The 17,666-nt window shown below is 45.4% G+C and carries 10 protein-coding genes; 6 read left to right on the top strand and 4 right to left on the bottom strand.

What is annotated here, in order from left to right; genetic code table 11:
* Positions 1-3 precede the first annotated feature (3 nt).
* From ACORHV_RS01800 to gatC, 4 genes are all read right to left on the bottom strand, one after another.
* On the bottom strand, positions 4-960 hold the full coding sequence (locus ACORHV_RS01800) for a zinc-ribbon domain-containing transport protein (RefSeq protein ID WP_049550252.1): 957 nt from the start codon (positions 958-960) through the stop codon (positions 4-6).
* Between the two features lie 62 nt (positions 961-1,022).
* Positions 1,023-2,468, bottom strand: coding sequence for an Asp-tRNA(Asn)/Glu-tRNA(Gln) amidotransferase subunit GatB (gene gatB, locus ACORHV_RS01805; protein ID WP_434398518.1), 1,446 nt, complete (start codon positions 2,466-2,468; stop codon positions 1,023-1,025).
* A complete protein-coding gene (gene gatA / locus ACORHV_RS01810; RefSeq protein ID WP_434398520.1) occupies positions 2,468-3,934 on the bottom strand; it encodes an Asp-tRNA(Asn)/Glu-tRNA(Gln) amidotransferase subunit GatA in 1,467 nt (488 codons plus the stop codon). The genes gatB and gatA overlap by 1 nt, the downstream gene beginning before the upstream one ends.
* Positions 3,934-4,236: an Asp-tRNA(Asn)/Glu-tRNA(Gln) amidotransferase subunit GatC gene (gatC, locus tag ACORHV_RS01815; protein WP_000705420.1), complete on the bottom strand. Its 303-nt coding sequence runs from the start codon at positions 4,234-4,236 to the stop codon at positions 3,934-3,936. The genes gatA and gatC overlap by 1 nt, the downstream gene beginning before the upstream one ends.
* 165 nt (positions 4,237-4,401) lie before the next feature.
* On the opposite strand from gatC, the gene ACORHV_RS01820 reads away from it, so the two are divergent.
* From ACORHV_RS01820 to secY2, 6 genes are all read left to right on the top strand, one after another.
* On the top strand, positions 4,402-5,094 hold the full coding sequence (locus ACORHV_RS01820; RefSeq protein ID WP_434398522.1) for a YwaF family protein: 693 nt from the start codon (positions 4,402-4,404) through the stop codon (positions 5,092-5,094).
* A gap of 143 nt (positions 5,095-5,237) precedes the next feature.
* Positions 5,238-6,782 carry a peptide chain release factor 3 gene (locus ACORHV_RS01825; protein WP_247954409.1) on the top strand — a complete coding sequence of 515 codons (1,545 nt, stop codon included), beginning with the start codon at positions 5,238-5,240 and terminating at the stop codon, positions 6,780-6,782.
* Between the two features lie 592 nt (positions 6,783-7,374).
* Complete coding sequence (locus ACORHV_RS01830) at positions 7,375-13,671, top strand: accessory Sec-dependent serine-rich glycoprotein adhesin (protein ID WP_434398524.1); 6,297 nt, start codon at positions 7,375-7,377, stop codon at positions 13,669-13,671.
* A 219-nt stretch (positions 13,672-13,890) separates the two neighbouring features.
* Complete coding sequence (locus ACORHV_RS01835; protein ID WP_216728879.1) at positions 13,891-15,117, top strand: glycosyltransferase; 1,227 nt, start codon at positions 13,891-13,893, stop codon at positions 15,115-15,117.
* A gap of 15 nt (positions 15,118-15,132) precedes the next feature.
* Positions 15,133-16,362: a glycosyltransferase gene (locus tag ACORHV_RS01840; protein WP_000751402.1), complete on the top strand. Its 1,230-nt coding sequence runs from the start codon at positions 15,133-15,135 to the stop codon at positions 16,360-16,362.
* Between the two features lie 85 nt (positions 16,363-16,447).
* Entirely contained in the window at positions 16,448-17,665 is a 1,218-nt protein-coding gene (secY2, locus tag ACORHV_RS01845; RefSeq protein ID WP_434398527.1) for an accessory Sec system protein translocase subunit SecY2, read from the top strand.
* Position 17,666: the final 1 nt, after the last annotated feature.

Consider the following 17,666-nt stretch of genomic DNA (forward strand, 5'->3'; position numbering starts at 1 on the left):
CTCCTAATTATAAAGCTCGTCTTCATCCACAACATCATAGGTATCCAGTACCCATTGGTTTGGACTGCGTGAGAGATTGGCACCACAGTAGTCGCACTCGCTAACTGCAGAGATTTTCAATGGGGCGCCACAGTTTGGACAGTGGTCGCTCACAACTTGGTCTGGATTGACTGCTTGCGTTTGGCTACCGTGTTGACGGATAAAGTTCAATTGATACACGGTGAAGAGATCTTTTTTAGGATCTCCTTCAAGAACACGGCGAGTCTCATCGTCAATGACATAGTCTCGTAAAATTGATGATAGAATCACCACTAAGGTATCGTTTCCGTCTGGATTTTCAATAAACTCCTTGATGCGAACATTTTCGATACAAACTTTCTCTAAAACATTGGTTGTTTTAGCACGAATATGGTCTTCGAGTTGGGCACTGTGTTGGGAGTAGAGACTGGTACTTTCTAAAGCGCGGACAGAGTTCCAATTTTTCTCAGTCCAGGCAACCTGCAATTTAAGGTAGACTTCCTTAACCCAAGATGTGAAAGCTTCCGCGTCAAAGTTTGGATCTCCGTATTTCACACGACTAATGGCCAGTGTGTTGTGTTCAACTCGACGATGGAGCGTTTGAGAATCATTACTAGTGTCGGTTGAACTCGAATCTCCAGACTTATTCTGCAAGGATTTGACGATAACAACTAGTATGATTCCTCCGACTAATATGAACATAAATCCTAGATAGGGAGAGCTAGCAGAACTGTCAGAGGATGATCCATATCCAGAGCGGTAGTAGTGGTAGGATGAGCCACCAGAACGACTTCCACCTCCACCTGAGCGGCTACTACTTCTGGAGCTACTGCGGCTGCTTCCTCCACTTCTGGAATGTCCGACACCCGCATCAACGATTTGAGGCACGGATAGAAAAACAAGTAATAAACAGGTCATTAAAAGAGCGTAAAACTTTTTCATGTGTCTCCTAACTATATGATTGAAAGGGTAGTTGGTTAGACTACTGGGTGGCTACTAGAGAATTACTCACTTTCTTTCAATTTCGCCAATTCCTGTGCAAGCAGTTTAAGGGCAACTTGTGGGTTGGCTTGGCCTTTGGTTGCCTTCATAAGGAATCCTGTGAAGGCCTTGTCTGCGTTGCGTTTGCCTGACTTGAAGTCGGCAACAGCAGCTTCGTTATCAGCAAAGACTTGGTGGATGATTGGAATCAAGATAGCTGGATCAGAGATTTGCACCAAGCCTGCTTTTTCCACGTATTCACGCGCGCCACCGCCATTTTTAGCTAGGTGGACAAAGACTTTCTTGGCGATCTTGGAAGAGATAGTACCGTCTTCGATGATGGCAATCATTTCTACCAAGTTTTCTGGTGTTAATTCGATTTGTTCAAGTGTCTTGCCTTCAGCGTTCAAGAACTGAGCAACTTCACCTTGGAGCCAGTTAGAGACTTGTTTAGCATCACCACCGAGGGCAACAGCTTTTTCAAAGAAGTCAGAAGTGACTTTGTTTGCAGTCAACTGGCTAGCATCGTAGTCTGACAAGCCAAGGTCAGATACGTAGCGTGCACGGCGTTCTTTTGGAAACTCTGGCAATTCTGTTCGCATTTCCTCAATCCACTCATCTGAGATTTCAAAGAGTGGGAGGTCTGGTTCTGGGAAGTAGCGGTAGTCTGCAGCGCCTTCCTTAACACGCATGAGGATGGTTGCTTTGTTGGCTTCATCGTAACGGCGTGTTTCTTGGCGGATTTGACCACCTGAGCGAAGGATTTCAGCTTGACGTTGGACTTCGTATTCGAGACCCTTGCGAACGTTTGAGAAGGAGTTGAGGTTTTTCAACTCAGTCTTGGTACCGAATTTCTCTTGACCATAAGGACGAAGGGAGATGTTGGCATCCACACGCATCGAGCCTTCTTCCATCTTAACGTCAGAAATGCCAGCGTACTGGATGACTTCCTTGAGGGCAGTTAGATAAGCATAGGCTTCTTCTGGTGAACGCATATCGGCTTCAGATACGATTTCAATCAAGGGCACCCCTTGACGGTTGAGGTCAACATAGGAGTAGCCATCTGTACCGTGGGTGTTTTTACCAGCGTCTTCTTCTAGGTGAGCACGCTCGATACCGATTTTCTTAGTCGTACCGTCTTCTAGCTCCACTTCAATCCAGCCGTTGTAGCCGATTGGCTCATCAAACTGAGAAATTTGGTAGGCTTTGGGATTGTCGGGATAGAAGTAGTTCTTGCGGTCAAAGTGCATCTTTTTGTGGATGTCCATGTTGAGGGCAAGAGCGGCCTTGATACCGGCATTGACAACCCCTTTATTGAGAACTGGCAGAACTCCTGGGAAGGACCAGTCAATCACGTTAGTGTTGGCATTTTGGTCATTTCCAAAGTGGGCAGAAGTAGGTGAGAAGATTTTTGAATTGGTGTTGAGCTCTACGTGGACTTCAAGTCCAATGACTGTTTCAAAGTTCATTAGTTGTCACCTCCAAAAATCACGGGTTGTTGTTTGTGGTAGTCTGTTGTTGCTTCAAAGGCAGCAGCAGCTTGGTAAATGGTTTCCTCAGAGTATTTAGGACCGATCAATTGGAGACCGACTGGGAGACCTTGAGCAAATCCAGCAGGAATAGAAATTCCTGGAAGACCAGCTAAGTTGACTGGGATGGTCAAAAGGTCAGCTAAGTACATGGCAACTGGATCGTGGTTGAGTGAATCCAAGTCATAGGCAACGCTTGGAGCAGTTGGTCCTAGGATTAAATCGTAATCCGCAAAGATTTTTTCGAAATCTTGGATGATGAGGGTACGAACTTGTCCAGCCTTCTTGTAGTAGGCATCGTAGTAACCTGATGAAAGGCTGAAAGTACCTAGCATGATACGGCGTTTTACTTCTTCACCGAAACCTTGGCTACGGCTGTTTACATAGATTTCATCAAGATTCGTCGCATCCTCTGCGCGGTAGCCATAACGGATACCGTCAAAGCGTTGCAAGTTTGAGGAAGCTTCTGATGAAGCGATGATGTAGTAAACGGCAACACCGTATTTAGAGTGAGGAAGGCTGACTTCTTCGACGATAGCACCAAGTTTTTCAAAGTGTTTGGCGGCATTCAGAATGGTTTCCTTAACCTCTGGGTCAATCCCTTCACCAAGGTATTCCTTAGGCAAAGCAATTTTCATGCCCTTGATATCTTGCCCGATTTTTGAAGTAAAGTCGGCAATGCGGACAGGAGCAGAAGTAGAGTCTTTTGCATCTTCGCTGGCAATAGCATTAAGCAAGAGAGCATTTTCCTTAACAGTTGGTGCAAAAGGTCCAATCTGGTCTAATGAGCTACCAAAGGCAATGAGACCGAAACGTGAAACTGTTCCGTAGGTTGGTTTGAGACCAACGATCCCGTTGAAGGCAGCAGGTTGGCGGATGGAACCACCAGTATCAGATCCAAGAGACAAGCGGACTTGCCCTGAAGCTACAGCTGCGGCTGAACCACTTGATGAACCACCAGGAACCTTGCTGTGGTCCCAAGCGTTTTTAGTGGCACCATAGTGAGATGTTTCACCTGATCCACCCATGGCAAACTCGTCCATGTTGGTTTTTCCGACAACAATCATACCCTTAGCTTTGGCATTGGCAACGGCTGTCGCATCAAAGATAGGCTCGTAGTTGTAGAGCATTTTTGAAGCTGCAGTTGTGAGGATACCGTCGGTAGAGATATTATCCTTAACAGCCAGCGGAATTCCTGAAAGGACATTATCCGCGTCAATTCCAGCTTCATCAATAGCCTTAGCTTGAGCAAGGGCTTGCTCTTCAGCGATGGTAACAAAAGCGTTGATAGCTGTCTCGCGAGACTTGATATCTTCAAGCGTTGCTTGGGTCAATTCAGTTGCTGAAATCTCCTTAGAGACAAGGAGGTTGTGCAAGTCTTCAATCGTTTTGTTATTAAAAGTCATTAGGCATCTCCTCCATCATCTAGGATAGCTGGTACCTTGATATAGTAGTTTTCTTTTTCAGGTACGTTTTTAAACAAGCGGTCACGGTCTGTTCCTTCTTCGGCCACATCAGGGCGGAGTACGGTCTTGCGGTCAGCCATGGTCGTAGTAGGTGCGACACCAGTTGTGTCGACTTCGCCCAGCAACTCAACCATATCTACAATCTTAGACAGGGTGGTCGCAAAAGCAGCAGTTTCTTCTTCAGAGAATCTTAATTTTGAAAGATTGGCAACGTGTGTTACCTCTTCTTGCGTAATTTTCATCTTGCATCCTTTCGTGAAATGATGATTTTTAGTCTGTTCTATTTTACCATATTTTCCTATAAATAAGGGAGCCAAACTGAAAAGAAATAGAAATTGAAAAATCGCTTTTAATTCGCTATAATGGTTAAACTAGAGAATAGAAAAAATAAGAGTTAGGATAGAAATATGTTCCATCAATTTATCACCAGATCTCAGACGGTTCCTCCTCCCATTTCACTCTTTTGGTATGGGATTATGATGCTTACTTTAGTGCTTTGTATTTATGGAGCACTTGCTTATCACAAAAATCCAAAATTTATCCTCTTGTTTAAGGGGATTCAGATTCTCCAGTTACTTGCCCTATATAGTTGGTATGTTGGCTTTGGGATTCCATTTTCTAATAGCCTTCCGTTTTACCATTGCCGTTTAGCCATGTTTGCGGTGGTTTTCTTGCCCGATAAATGGCGGAGCAAGCAATATTTTGCCCTCTTAGGAGCAAGTGGAGCGGTCTTTGCTTTTGTTTACCCTGTTTTTGACCCCTATGATTTTCCCCATATCACCAGTTTTTCATTTTTGATTGGGCACTATGCCCTTCTAGTGAATTCCTTGGTTTACTTGATGAATCACTATGACAAGACCTTGCTTAAGAAGTATATGATTGTAGCCTATACCTTTATCCTCAATCTCTTTCTAGTTGGGGTTAATCAGGTGACGGGTGGAAATTATGGTTTGTTAAACAAGACACCTTTTATTCCAGATGCGCCCTTGTGGTTAAAGTATCTTCTTGTGTCTGTCATCCTTTCGCTGGCTCTGGTTCTCTTTGATATCTTGTTCAAGAAACGGTGGAAAAAGAGAAATCAGGTGCAATCTGTGCTCTAGCTCGCCTTTTCATCGGATGAGCAATTGAAAAACTCCCCAAAATCCGCTATAATGGAGAGTTGAAAGGAATAGTACAATCCAATGTAAAAATTATTCTTAGCTACTGAAACAACTAAAAATAGAAAATCAAAGAAAGAGAACTTATGACTATTCAAGAAGAAATAAAGAAACGCCGTACCTTTGCCATCATCTCCCACCCGGACGCGGGTAAGACGACCATCACTGAGCAATTGCTCTACTTTGGGGGCGAAATTCGTGAGGCTGGTACGGTAAAAGGGAAGAAAACAGGGACTTTTGCCAAATCTGACTGGATGGATATCGAGAAACAACGTGGGATTTCGGTTACTTCATCTGTTATGCAGTTTGACTACGACGGCAAGCGCGTGAACATCCTCGACACACCAGGGCACGAGGATTTCTCAGAAGACACCTATCGGACCTTGATGGCGGTGGATGCTGCGGTCATGGTCGTGGACTCTGCCAAGGGTATCGAGGCCCAAACCAAGAAATTGTTTGAGGTTGTGAAGCACCGTGGCATCCCAGTCTTTACCTTTATGAACAAGCTGGACCGTGACGGTCGTGAGCCACTGGACCTCTTGCAAGAACTAGAAGAAGTCTTAGGTATTGCGAGCTATCCTATGAACTGGCCAATCGGGATGGGGAAAGCCTTTGAAGGCTTGTATGACCTTTATAACCAACGCTTGGAGCTCTATAAAGGGGATGAGCGTTTTGCCAGTTTGGAAGAAGGGGATAAGCTCTTTGGAAGCAATCCTTTCTATGCTCAAGTTAAGGACGATATCGAACTGTTGCAAGAAGCAGGAAATGAATTTTCAGAAGAAGCTATCCTTGCAGGAGAACTGACGCCAGTCTTCTTCGGTTCAGCCCTGACCAACTTTGGGGTGCAGACCTTCCTTGAGACTTTCCTTAAGTTTGCTCCAGAACCACATGGTCACAAGAAAACAGATGGTGAAATTGTCGATCCTTACGATAAGGACTTCTCAGGATTTGTCTTTAAAATCCAAGCCAACATGGACCCTCGTCACCGTGACCGTATCGCCTTTGTTCGCATCGTATCAGGTGAATTTGAGCGTGGAATGAGTGTCAATCTGCCTCGTACTGGTAAGACTGCCAAACTATCTAATGTCACCCAGTTTATGGCCGAAAGTCGTGAAAATGTGACCAATGCTGTTGCAGGAGATATCATCGGGGTTTATGATACGGGTACTTATCAAGTTGGAGACACCTTGACGGTTGGAAAAAACAAGTTTGAATTTGAACCCCTTCCAACCTTTACACCTGAGATTTTCATGAAAGTTTCTGCTAAGAACGTTATGAAACAAAAATCCTTCCACAAGGGTATCGAACAATTGGTGCAAGAAGGAGCCATTCAGCTTTACAAGAATTACCAAACTGGTGAGTACATGCTAGGAGCTGTTGGACAACTCCAGTTTGAAGTCTTTAAGCACCGCATGGAAGGCGAGTACAATGCAGAAGTAGTCATGAGTCCAATGGGTAAAAAGACCGTTCGTTGGATCAAGCCTGAGGACTTGGATGAGCGGATGTCCTCAAGCCGCAATATCTTGGCCAAGGACCGTTTTGACCAGCCAGTCTTCCTCTTTGAAAATGACTTTGCCCTTCGCTGGTTTGCGAACAAGTATCCAGACGTAGAGTTGGAGGAAAAAATGTAACTCAGCACCAACAATTGGAACTAAAGTTCCTAATTGTTGGACGCTAGTCGCTATTTGGCGAACTAGCTAACTGCCTTACTAACTACGTTTGGCAAATAGAATCGATTTGCCAAACTCCGTGTCGTAGTGTAAAATCGGCTTACCTAAACGCTTCACTAGGAATAATCCACGAATATTATAGCTTCGTGGATTTTTCCGTCGGAAAGGCTAGAAAGTTACATCGGCTACCGGCTTCATTGATTCATTTGTGAAACTGCCTTTAAATACTCTACTCCTAAAAGTCTGTGGATGCTATTGATTCATGGACTTTTTCTATATTTTGAATAAAAATCAATTCCCTGAGTGATTGGAATTAGTTACTCGATTTTTTAAGCATTTAGAAATGGTTAAAAAATAAATAAAATATATTAACAGAACAATAAAATGAAGATTATATTGAAAAAACAGAATAGATTTGAAATCAAGTTATTTTTGAAATCATTTTCTTTCTTTAGGATATATTATAGATATTGAATTGTCGGTATATTTGGTATATAATAAGAAGATAGTATTTTATAGGTGAATAGATCTTTTTCAAGTTGAGGGGATGAACATGTTTTTTAGACGCCAGAAGGGTGAATATAGAGAAACAGACCGTGTAACTCGGTTCAAATTAATCAAATCAGGGAAGCATTGGCTACGGGCCTCGACTTCCCTTTTTGGCTTATTTAAGGTGATGCGTGGAAGTGCGGATACGAGCCAAGTAAAGACAGAAATGGTTGAAAAGCAAGAAGGTCAGAAGTTGACCGGCGTGGATGTCTTGAAAGGGATAGCAGCTACGGGAACGATCTTAGGTGGTTTTGCTGCGACGCAAACGCGTGTTTATGCCAATGATGCAGTCGCTGTTGAAAAGACTGTCGAATCAAAAGATACCCTGGCGACGAGAGATTCAGTAGTGCTAGGGACGACACAGGATCATCAAGATGCTGCTAGCTTGTCTTTGTCTACCAGTCAAAGCCAGTCATTGTCAGAATTCAATTCGCAGAGCGCCAGTCAATCTGCCTCTACGAGCCAGTCTATCAGTGCCTCAAACTCTTCTAGCGTGAGCCAGTCGATGAGCCAATCTGCTTCCACTAGTCAATCCTTGGCAAACAGTCAAAGTGTAACTGCTAGTTCAAGTGAATCCCTTGGGACACAAAATCAAGCGAATAGTAATCTGTCAGAGAGAGCTTCAGTTGGTGTTCAAAGTCAGTACCAAGCAAGTGAGTCAGCTCGGGAGACAGTGAAAGAATCACAACCTTCGAAAGAATTAAAAGCAGTTGATTTTTCTACAGAATCCTTGCCTCAAAGTCAGTCTGGTCGTGTAAAGAATGAAGGTGTGACGGCTGAATCGAGTTTCACAATGACTTCTGTAGCCTTGACAGAAAAGCAAAGTGAAGAAAAACGGAAGAAATTAGAGGCCTTGTCTGCTGAGATTGGGCAGTTTCTAGCTCAAGCTCAGGGGCTTCCAAACTCGGATGAGGCAATCACGAAGACTAGTCTAGCGAAGAATGAGATAGCAGATGCCTTGAAAGGGGAGCTTTCTGATTTTACTTCTATTTTGAATAAGGCTACAGAAGCTCGAAATAGTATTGCAAATGCTGTGTTACGTGCCAAGTCTGGACTTCGTGACAGCAGAAACGGACAAGCTTTAACCCAAGCTTCAAATACCGCTAGCTTCAGAGCTGCTAGGGATACAGAGAAGCCAGAACTTCAGAAAATAACCGTTACAGGTGGCGCAGTTCTAGAAGGACAAAAATTTAAAATTTATCGAGAAGAAAATTTTTCTGCGACCATTGAGTTTACTGATAACAGTGGTCGAATTGAACATGCAAAATTTGTTCCTACTGCTGTTCCCGCGGCCTATCCGGCTACTTCAACTGTTGTCTCATTCACTACGAGTAATGGTCAAAGTATCAGTATGATTGTTCCGACAAATAAACTAGCCAAAGATGGAAATGCTACAGCATCAAATCCTTTCACTGTTTCAATCACGGGTTCTGTTGGAAAAAATCAAGCAGTAAATAGTTTGTGGACCCGTTATGTTTTCACCTATGATCAGGAAGGTAATTTTAGCGGAAATACTACTGACGTAGGTCTTGTAAAAGATTTAACAGCCAACCCTGCCGCAATTCAATTTGAAGTCCATGCTCAGTCTGAAAAGTACGAACCAGCCATCAATGCTGAGGTGAATCGAAACTTTACTCTTACGACAAATTCGGGAACAATCTCTGTTGGTGAAGCTAGTCAGTACATCACGAATGCCCAAGGGACTCCGGAGTTTCCTACCTCAGGAATTACTAAGGGAACTAGAACAACCTATACTTGGAAATCTGGAACCAATACAGATTTACCAGCTGGTCGTCATCAGTTAACAGCCGTGGTAACTTATCCAGATGGAAGTACGGATGAAATTGACGTGAGCTTTACTGTGCGTCCTCAGACGCCAAGGATAGAGAATCAATATCTTAACGAAAAAGGTGGGCTCTCAAATCAAGCGATTACGGTGGATGGGGTTGCTCCAGGTGGGACAGTTACTTTAACAATTGCAGGTGAAACATTTACCAAACAGGCAACGGGGAGTTCTACTAGTGTAACCTTTACTGCAACTGACTTGAAGAAAGTATATGATCGCAATGGAGGACGACTTCCTAGTGGACCAGTGACTGCTAGTACGACAGTGGATGGTTCGGTTTCAGATGTGTTTAATGGACAAATTACGCCAAATCAAGCGTCAATTTCAGTAAGTAATAGCCAGTCTGCTTCAGCAAGTGCAAGTCAATCAGCCTCAGTAAGCTCCAGCCAATCTGCATCATTGAGTGCTAGTCAATCCGCCTCAGTAAGTTCAAGCGAATCTGCATCTGTAAGCTCGAGTCAATCCGCTTCAGCGAGCTCGAGTCAATCTGCATCATTAAGTGCAAGTGAGTCAGCATCAGTAAGTGCTAGCCAATCCGCTTCAGCGAGTGCAAGTCAATCAGCATCAGTGAGCGCAAGTCAGTCTGCCTCAGTAAGCTCGAGTCAATCTGCATCATTGAGTGCCAGCCAGTCAGCTTCGGTAAGTGCCAGCCAATCCGCTTCAGTAAGTTCGAGCCAATCCGCTTCAGTGAGTGCCAGCCAGTCTGCGTCCGTAAGCTCAAGCCAATCCGCTTCAGTGAGCGCAAGTGAATCAGCATCATTGAGTGCAAGTCAGTCTGCTTCAGCGAGTTCGAGTCAATCTGCATCTGCAAGTGCAAGTCAGTCAGCGTCAGTGAGCGCAAGTCAGTCTGCCTCAGTCAGCTCGAGCCAGTCTGCATCATTGAGCTCTAGTCAATCCGCTTCAGTAAGCACAAGCGAATCCGCCTCAGCCAGCTCAAGCAAATCTGCATCAGTTAGCTCAAGTCAGTCAGCTTCAGCGAGTGCAAGTGAGTCAGCCTCAGCGAGCGCGAGCCAATCCGCTTCTGTAAGTGCGAGTGAGTCAGCTTCAGTCAGCTCGAGCCAGTCTGCATCATTGAGCTCGAGTCAGTCAGCTTCAGCGAGTGCAAGCCAATCCGCTTCAGTAAGTTCGAGCCAGTCAGCTTCATTGAGTGCAAGCCAATCAGCATCTGTAAGTTCAAGCGAATCTGCATCTGTAAGTTCAAGCCAATCCGCTTCTGTAAGTGCGAGTGAGTCAGCTTCAGTCAGCTCGAGCCAGTCTGCATCATTGAGCTCGAGTCAGTCAGCCTCAGCAAGTTCGAGCCAATCAGCATCTGCAAGTGCTAGCCAGTCAGCCTCAGCAAGTTCGAGTCGATCAGCATCGGTAAGCTCCAGCCAATCCGCTTCAGCGAGCTCGAGCCAGTCTGCCTCAGTAAGCTCCAGCCAGTCAGCCTCAGCAAGCTCGAGTCAATCGGCTTCATTGAGTGCCAGCCAATCTGCCTCAGCAAGTTCGAGCCAATCAGCATCTGCAAGTGCTAGCCAGTCAGCGTCCGTAAGCTCAAGTCAATCAGCATCCGTAAGCTCGAGCCAATCCGCATCAGTAAGTGCCAGTCAATCCGCTTCATTGAGTGCCAGTCAATCCGCCTTCGCGAGCGCTAGCCAATCAGCTTCAACGAGCGCAAGTCAATCAGCATCTGCAAGTGCAAGTCAGTCTGCCTCAGTAAGCTCTAGTCAATCTGCATCATTGAGTGCCAGCCAGTCAGCTTCGGTAAGTGCTAGTCAGTCTGCCTCAGTAAGCACAAGTGAATCAGCCTCAGTAAGTGCAAGTCAATCCGCTTCAGTGAGTGCAAGTCAGTCTGCATCTACAAGCTCCAGCCAATCAGCCTCGGTAAGTGCTAGTCAATCCGCTTCAGTGAGTGCAAGTCAGTCTGCATCTACAAGCTCCAGCCAATCAGCATCTGCAAGTGCAAGTCAATCCGCCTCAGTAAGTGCAAGTGAATCTGCATCAGCGAGCTCGAGTCAATCAGCGTCAGTGAGCTCTAGTCAATCCGCTTCAGTGAGTGCCAGCCAATCCGCTTCTGTAAGTGCGAGTGAGTCAGCTTCAGTCAGCTCGAGCCAGTCTGCATCATTGAGCTCTAGTCAATCCGCTTCAGTAAGCACAAGCGAATCCGCCTCAGCCAGCTCAAGCAAATCTGCATCAGTTAGCTCAAGTCAGTCAGCTTCAGCGAGTGCAAGTGAGTCAGCCTCAGCGAGCGCGAGCCAATCCGCTTCTGTAAGTGCGAGTGAGTCAGCTTCAGTCAGCTCGAGCCAGTCTGCATCATTGAGCTCGAGTCAGTCAGCTTCAGCGAGTGCAAGCCAATCCGCTTCAGTAAGTTCGAGCCAGTCAGCTTCATTGAGTGCAAGCCAATCAGCATCTGTAAGTTCAAGCGAATCTGCATCTGTAAGTTCAAGCCAATCCGCTTCTGTAAGTGCGAGTGAATCAGCCTCAGTAAGCACCAGCCGATCTGCATCAGTAAGTGCAAGTCAATCCGCTTCAGCCAGCGCCAGCCAATCAGCTTCATTGAGTGCAAGTCAGTCTGTTTCAGTAAGCACCAGCCAGTCAGCCTCAGTCAGCTCCAGCGAATCAGCCTCAGCGAGCGCAAGTGAATCAGCCTCAGCAAGTTCGAGTCAGTCCGCTTCAGTGAGCGCAAGTGAATCTGCGTCAGCCAGCTCGAGCCAATCCGCATCAGTGAGCGCAAGTGAATCTGCGTCAGCCAGCTCGAGTCAGTCTGCATCAGTAAGCTCGAGTCAATCAGCGTCTGTAAGCTCCAGCGAATCTGCTTCAGTGAGCGCAAGTGAATCTGCGTCAGCCAGCTCGAGCCAATCCGCATCAGTGAGTGCTAGTCAATCCGCATCAGTGAGCGCAAGTGAATCTGCGTCAGCCAGCTCGAGTCAGTCTGCATCAGTAAGCTCGAGTCAATCAGCGTCTGTAAGCTCCAGCGAATCTGCTTCAGTGAGCGCGAGCCAATCCGCTTCAGTGAGCGCAAGTCAGTCTGCCTCAGTAAGTTCGAGTGAGTCTGCATCTGTAAGTTCGAGTCAATCAGCTTCAGCGAGCGCAAGTGAATCAGCATCAGTAAGTGCTAGTCAATCCGCTTCAGTGAGTGCCAGTCAGTCTGCATCTGCAAGCTCCAGCCAATCAGCATCAGTAAGTGCCAGTCAGTCTGCATCTGTAAGTTCGAGCCAATCAGTTTCAGCGAGTGCTAGCCAGTCAGCTTCAGTAAGTTCAAGCGAATCGGCATCAGCGAGCGCTAGCCAATCAGCGTCAGTGAGCGCCAGTCAGTCTGCGTCTGTAAGCTCGAGTCAATCCGCTTCAGTAAGCGCAAGTGAGTCCGCTTCAGCCAGCGCAAGTGAATCAACATCAGTAAGTGCTAGTCAATCCGCTTCAGTGAGTGCCAGTCAGTCTGCATCTGTAAGCTCGAGCCAATCAGCTTCAGCGAGTGCTAGCCAATCAGCGTCAGTGAGCGCCAGTCAGTCTGCGTCTGTAAGCTCGAGTCAGTCCGCATCAGTAAGTTCAAGCCAATCCGCTTCAGTTAGCGCAAGCCAATCCGCATCAGTCAGCTCGAGTCAATCTGCGTCAGCAAGCTCAAGCCAGTCAGCCTCAGCCAGCGCTAGTCAATCAGTATCTATAAGCTCAAGCCAATCTGCATCAGTAAGCGCTAGTCAGTCTGCTTCGGTAAGTTCGAGCGAATCCGCTTCAGCCAGCTCGAGTCAATCGGCATCGGCAAGTTCGAGTCAGTCAGCCTCAGTGAGCGCTAGTCAGTCAGCATCAGTAAGCTTGAGTCAATCAGCTTCGGCAAGCTCAAGTGAGTCCGCCTCAGTAAGATCGAGTCAATCGGCTTCATTGAGTGCCAGCCAGTCAGCCTCAGTCAGCTCAAGCGAATCGGCTTCAGCCAGCGCGAGCCAGTCAGCATCTGCAAGTTCGAGTCAATCTGCCTCAGTGAGCGCAAGTGAGTCAGTTTCCGTAAGTGCCAGTCAATCAGCTTCAACAAGTACTTCAACTTCTGCAAGTATGCTAGCAGCCGAGTTAGCATTGGAAAGTGCTTCGATCTCAGCAAGTACATCAGTGAGCGAATCTACTTCAACGAGCGCATCACTCTCAGCTAGCATGTTAGCCAGCGAATCGACTCTAGCAAGTGCTTCGATTTCAGCAAGTATGTCTGTGAGCGAGTCGGTGTCGATTAGCGCTAGTCTCTCGACTTCAGATTCTATTAGTAGATCTGCGTCAGCAAGTGCTCTGGTATCTACTTCAACAAGCACCTCTCTCTCAATGGCCAGCATTGCAAGCCAAGGTCAATCCGCTTCAAGCAAGCCGAAACAAGTCTTGCCAAATACAGGAGCGTCGACTTCGGTAGCATCTGCTTTGTTGGGAGCATTGACAGCTGTGACAGGTATCGGTCTTCTTGCCAAGAAGAGTCAGAATGACGATCAAGAAAGTCATTGATAAGATATAAAAATCAATGAATAAATAGTAAAATGGAAAACCTTTGAAAACATGATTTTTCAAAGGTTTTTTCTGTATGTGAGAAGGGGAAAATCCTCTTTTGAGTTTGAAATAAACTAGGGGAAAAGGTATAATAGGAATGTGAGATAATCATCGAAAAAATCAGAACTATAGTAGTAGAAAAGTAGCCAAAAGAATGTGAAAAGAAAAGGAGACGAAATGAAAAAAGAGCTTCAAAAAGCCATTGTACTCGGTGGTGATAATGCTTATATGGACAAGATTGAGACAACAATCAAGTCAATCTGCGCCCATAACCGAGCAGTGACTTTTTATGTTTTCAATGATGATTTGCCATCAGAATGGTTTCAGCTCATGGAGAGACGTCTAGAGCCTCTAGCCTCAAAAATCATCAATGTCAAGATTAGTCATCAAGGTTTGAAAGGGTATAGTTTACCACTAGCTCACTTAAGTTATGCAACTTTCTTTCGTTATTTTATTCCTCAGTTTGTTAGCGAAGACCTAGCCTTGTACCTGGATTCGGATATCATCGTTAGATCAGACCTAGATCAACTCTTTTTAGAAGAAATGGAGGACTGGCCAGTAGCTGCTGTCGCAGATGCGCTAGTTCCTAGCACTTTTAATGCAGGTGTCTTGCTGATTAATGTGGCTCTCTGGCGTCAAGAAAAGGTGACGGAGCACTTGTTGAGCTTGACAGACCAACTGCATGACCAAGTTTTTGGTGATCAGGGCGTGTTAAATCACCTCTTTGAAAGTCGTTGGAAACCTCTGCCAGCTACCTATAATTTTATGGTTGGTATGGATACAGTGGCTCGAAATTACCAGATGGATTCTTGGTATAGGGATTCTCTTGCTACTGAGAAAACAGCCAAGATTATCCATTATACAGGGGACAAGCCTTGGTACCAAATCAACCTCAACCGTTTCAGGGAGGACTGGTGGTTTTACTACGGACTAGAGTGGTCTGATATCGTCATGAAAAAATGTGATTTCCATAAAGGATTGGCATCTTTAGTTCAAGCTCCCCAGTATGCGACCGCTATTTTTACCAATACGTGTCACATAGAGCAAATTGAACACCTGATCCAAGAATTGCCCGATGTAGAGTTCTCTATCCTAGCTCATACCAATTTTGCGCCGGAAATCATGAACTTACAATCACATCTGAATGTACGCCTCTATCCTTACTTTAATCCCATGAATGTCAAAAAGGTCTTGGAAAAGATTGACTTTTACTTGGACATCAATCATGAGGATGAAATTGCAAACATTATCCAAGAGGTACAGCAAAGAGAAATCCCTATATTTGCTTTTGAGACCACTAGTCATGACTCGAGTGGTTACAGTCACGTTTACTCACCAGCAGCCGTAGATCAAATGATCGAGTCTATCCGCACGCTTTTGGAATCAAAGAAGCAGTCGTTGTAAACTGAAGGAAACTAAATGAAAAAAACAATTGTTCTCGCAGGAGATTATGCCTATATTCGTCAGATTGAAACAGCGCTCAAGTCTCTCTGCTATCATAATAGTCATGTCAAGGTCTATATCTTTAACCAGGATATTCCCCAGGAGTGGTTCCGTGCTCTCAGACCGATAGTAGAGCAAATGGGCGGTGAATTAGTGGATGTCAAGATGCTTGGCGCCCAGTTTCAGATGAACTGGAGCAACAAACTGCCCCATATCAATCACATGACCTTTGCCCGTTATTTTATCCCTGATTTTGTCGAAGAGGACAAGGTTCTTTACTTGGACAGTGATTTGGTTGTGACGGCTGATCTGACGGCTCTCTTTGAAATGGACTTAGGCGAAAACTACCTGGCTGCTGCACCATCTTGTTTTGGAGTTGGAGTTGGCTTTAATGCAGGTGTACTCTTGATCAATAACAAAAAATGGCGAGCTGAAGCTGTGAGACAAGAGCTAGTTGAGTTGACGGAGCGGGAACACCAACATGTGAGTGAAGGAGACCAGTCCATCCTCAATATGCTCTTTCATGACAGCTATGCTCCTCTGGATCAGAACTATAATTTCCAGATTGGTTTTGACAGTGGGGCTGCCTCACATGGACATGAGTTTATCTTCCAGATTCCCCTAGAGCCCCTGCCAGCCATCTTGCATTTCCTTTCTCAAGACAAACCTTGGAACACTCATTCAGTTGGGCGTTTGCGTGAGGTTTGGTGGCACTATCATCTGATGGAGTGGTCTACCATTACTGAAAAATGGCGTCAGGCTGGAATTGACTATCCAGTCACAGTCTATCAGCCAGCTATGACTTGTGTTAATTTGACCAACTCCTGGCATCTTGAGAAAATCGACTATCTAGTTCAAGCCTTGCCAGAGGTGCATTTCTACATCGCAGCCTATACGACGATGGCACCTGAACTCATGCTCTTGTCACGTTTTGAAAATGTGACCCTCTATCCCAACACCTTCCCTCTCTTGGTCGAGAAATTGATCCAGCAGACAGATGTCTACCTTGATATTAACCACGATGACAAGTTGAGTGTCGTTTATGACTATATTTCACGCTTTGAGAAACCGATCTTGACTTTTGAAAATACCCAGTCCCAGGAACTGCCTGAAAGTGCCTATGCGGGTATTTTCTCAGCAGAAAGACCAGAAGAAATGGTGGCTACTTTGAAGGCTTATCTGGATGATAAAACTCACGAAAACTGAGATAGAGATTTGAAAATTCTAAGATGGAAGGACAAGATTGTTCCCGTGTGACAGGACAGAAAGAAAAAATGAAAAGGAGGAGCTAGTGAAAGAATTTCGTTCATCGATAGCAGTAAAAAAAGGGATGCGCACCCTATTTTTGCTCTTTATTTATGTGCTCGGGAGTCGTCTGGCTCTTCCTTTTGTTGACCTCAATAGCCGGAATTTTCTCGGAGGAAGCGCAGCCTATCTGGACTTTTCAGTAGCCCTGACTGGTGGAAATCTTCGTAGCCTCTCTCTCTTTTCAATCGGACTTTCCCCTTGGATGTCAGCTATGATCTTGTGGCAGATGTTTTCCTTTTCAAAGAAACTGGGCTTAAACTCGGTTTCTTCGGAAGTCCAGGATAGACGGAAAATGTACTTGACGTTAGGGATTGCCTTGATTCAGGCATTGGCCTTGACTACAAATCTTCCTGTCCAAGCTCCCTACAATCCCTTCTTGGTCTTTCTCCTCAATACCAGCCTTTTGGTTGCGGGGACCTTCTTCTTAGTTTGGCTGTCTGACATCAATGCGTCTATCGGGGTTGGAGGCCCGATCGTTATTTTATTGGCCAGTATGGTGATATCACTCCCACAAGACATCATCCAATCAGTCCAAGTTCATAAGATCTCTCCTTGGCTGCTTTTTCTATTGGTAGTGCTTGGTGTCCTCTTTACCTATCTAGTCGTTCTCTTTTACCGAGCGCGATACCGCATCCCTATCAATAAAATCGGACTTCATTCTCGTTTTAAACGCTATTCCTATCTGGAAATTATGCTCAATCCTGCTGGTGGTATGCCTTATATGTATGTGATGAGTCTCATGGGCTTACCTTCTTATCTCTTGCTCTTGCTTCAACATCTGGATAAGGGTAATCCTCTCTACCCTACCATACTGGAGCAGTATGCGATGGGGAAACCCTTGTGGATCTATGCTTATATCCTTATCCTCTTTGTCTTTAGCATTGCCTTTGCTTTTGTCAATGTGAGTGGTCAACAGATCGCAGATCGGATGAAGCAATCAGGAGATTACATCTACGGGGTCTATCCTGGTGAGGATACCAGTCGCTTTATCAATCGCTTGGTTCTTCGATTTGCTCTGATAGGTGCAGTCTTTAACGTTACCTTGGCTGGACTTCCAATCTTGTTTGTCTTGAAGGATGAGAGTCTGTTAAAAGTCAGCATGATTCCTGGACTCTTTTTAATTTTGAGTGGCATGCTCTTTACGATTCATGATGAATTGCAGGCGCTCAGACTAAATGAAAGGTATCAGCCACTATTCTAGG

This window comes from Streptococcus sp. KHUD_016 (assembly GCF_051106465.1).
In the GTDB taxonomy this organism is placed as follows: Bacteria; Bacillota; Bacilli; order Lactobacillales; family Streptococcaceae; genus Streptococcus.

Coding starts and splice junctions, on each gene's coding strand:
- ACORHV_RS01800 (WP_049550252.1), bottom strand. CDS start 960: ATGAAAAAGTTTTACGCTCTTTTAATGACCTGTTTATTACTTGTTTTT.
- gatA (WP_434398520.1), bottom strand. CDS start 3,934: ATGACTTTTAATAACAAAACGATTGAAGACTTGCACAACCTCCTTGTC.
- ACORHV_RS01820 (WP_434398522.1), top strand. CDS start 4,402: ATGTTCCATCAATTTATCACCAGATCTCAGACGGTTCCTCCTCCCATT.
- ACORHV_RS01840 (WP_000751402.1), top strand. CDS start 15,133: ATGAAAAAAACAATTGTTCTCGCAGGAGATTATGCCTATATTCGTCAG.
- ACORHV_RS01835 (WP_216728879.1), top strand. CDS start 13,891: ATGAAAAAAGAGCTTCAAAAAGCCATTGTACTCGGTGGTGATAATGCT.
- ACORHV_RS01825 (WP_247954409.1), top strand. CDS start 5,238: ATGACTATTCAAGAAGAAATAAAGAAACGCCGTACCTTTGCCATCATC.
- ACORHV_RS01830 (WP_434398524.1), top strand. CDS start 7,375: ATGTTTTTTAGACGCCAGAAGGGTGAATATAGAGAAACAGACCGTGTA.
- gatC (WP_000705420.1), bottom strand. CDS start 4,236: ATGAAAATTACGCAAGAAGAGGTAACACACGTTGCCAATCTTTCAAAA.
- gatB (WP_434398518.1), bottom strand. CDS start 2,468: ATGAACTTTGAAACAGTCATTGGACTTGAAGTCCACGTAGAGCTCAAC.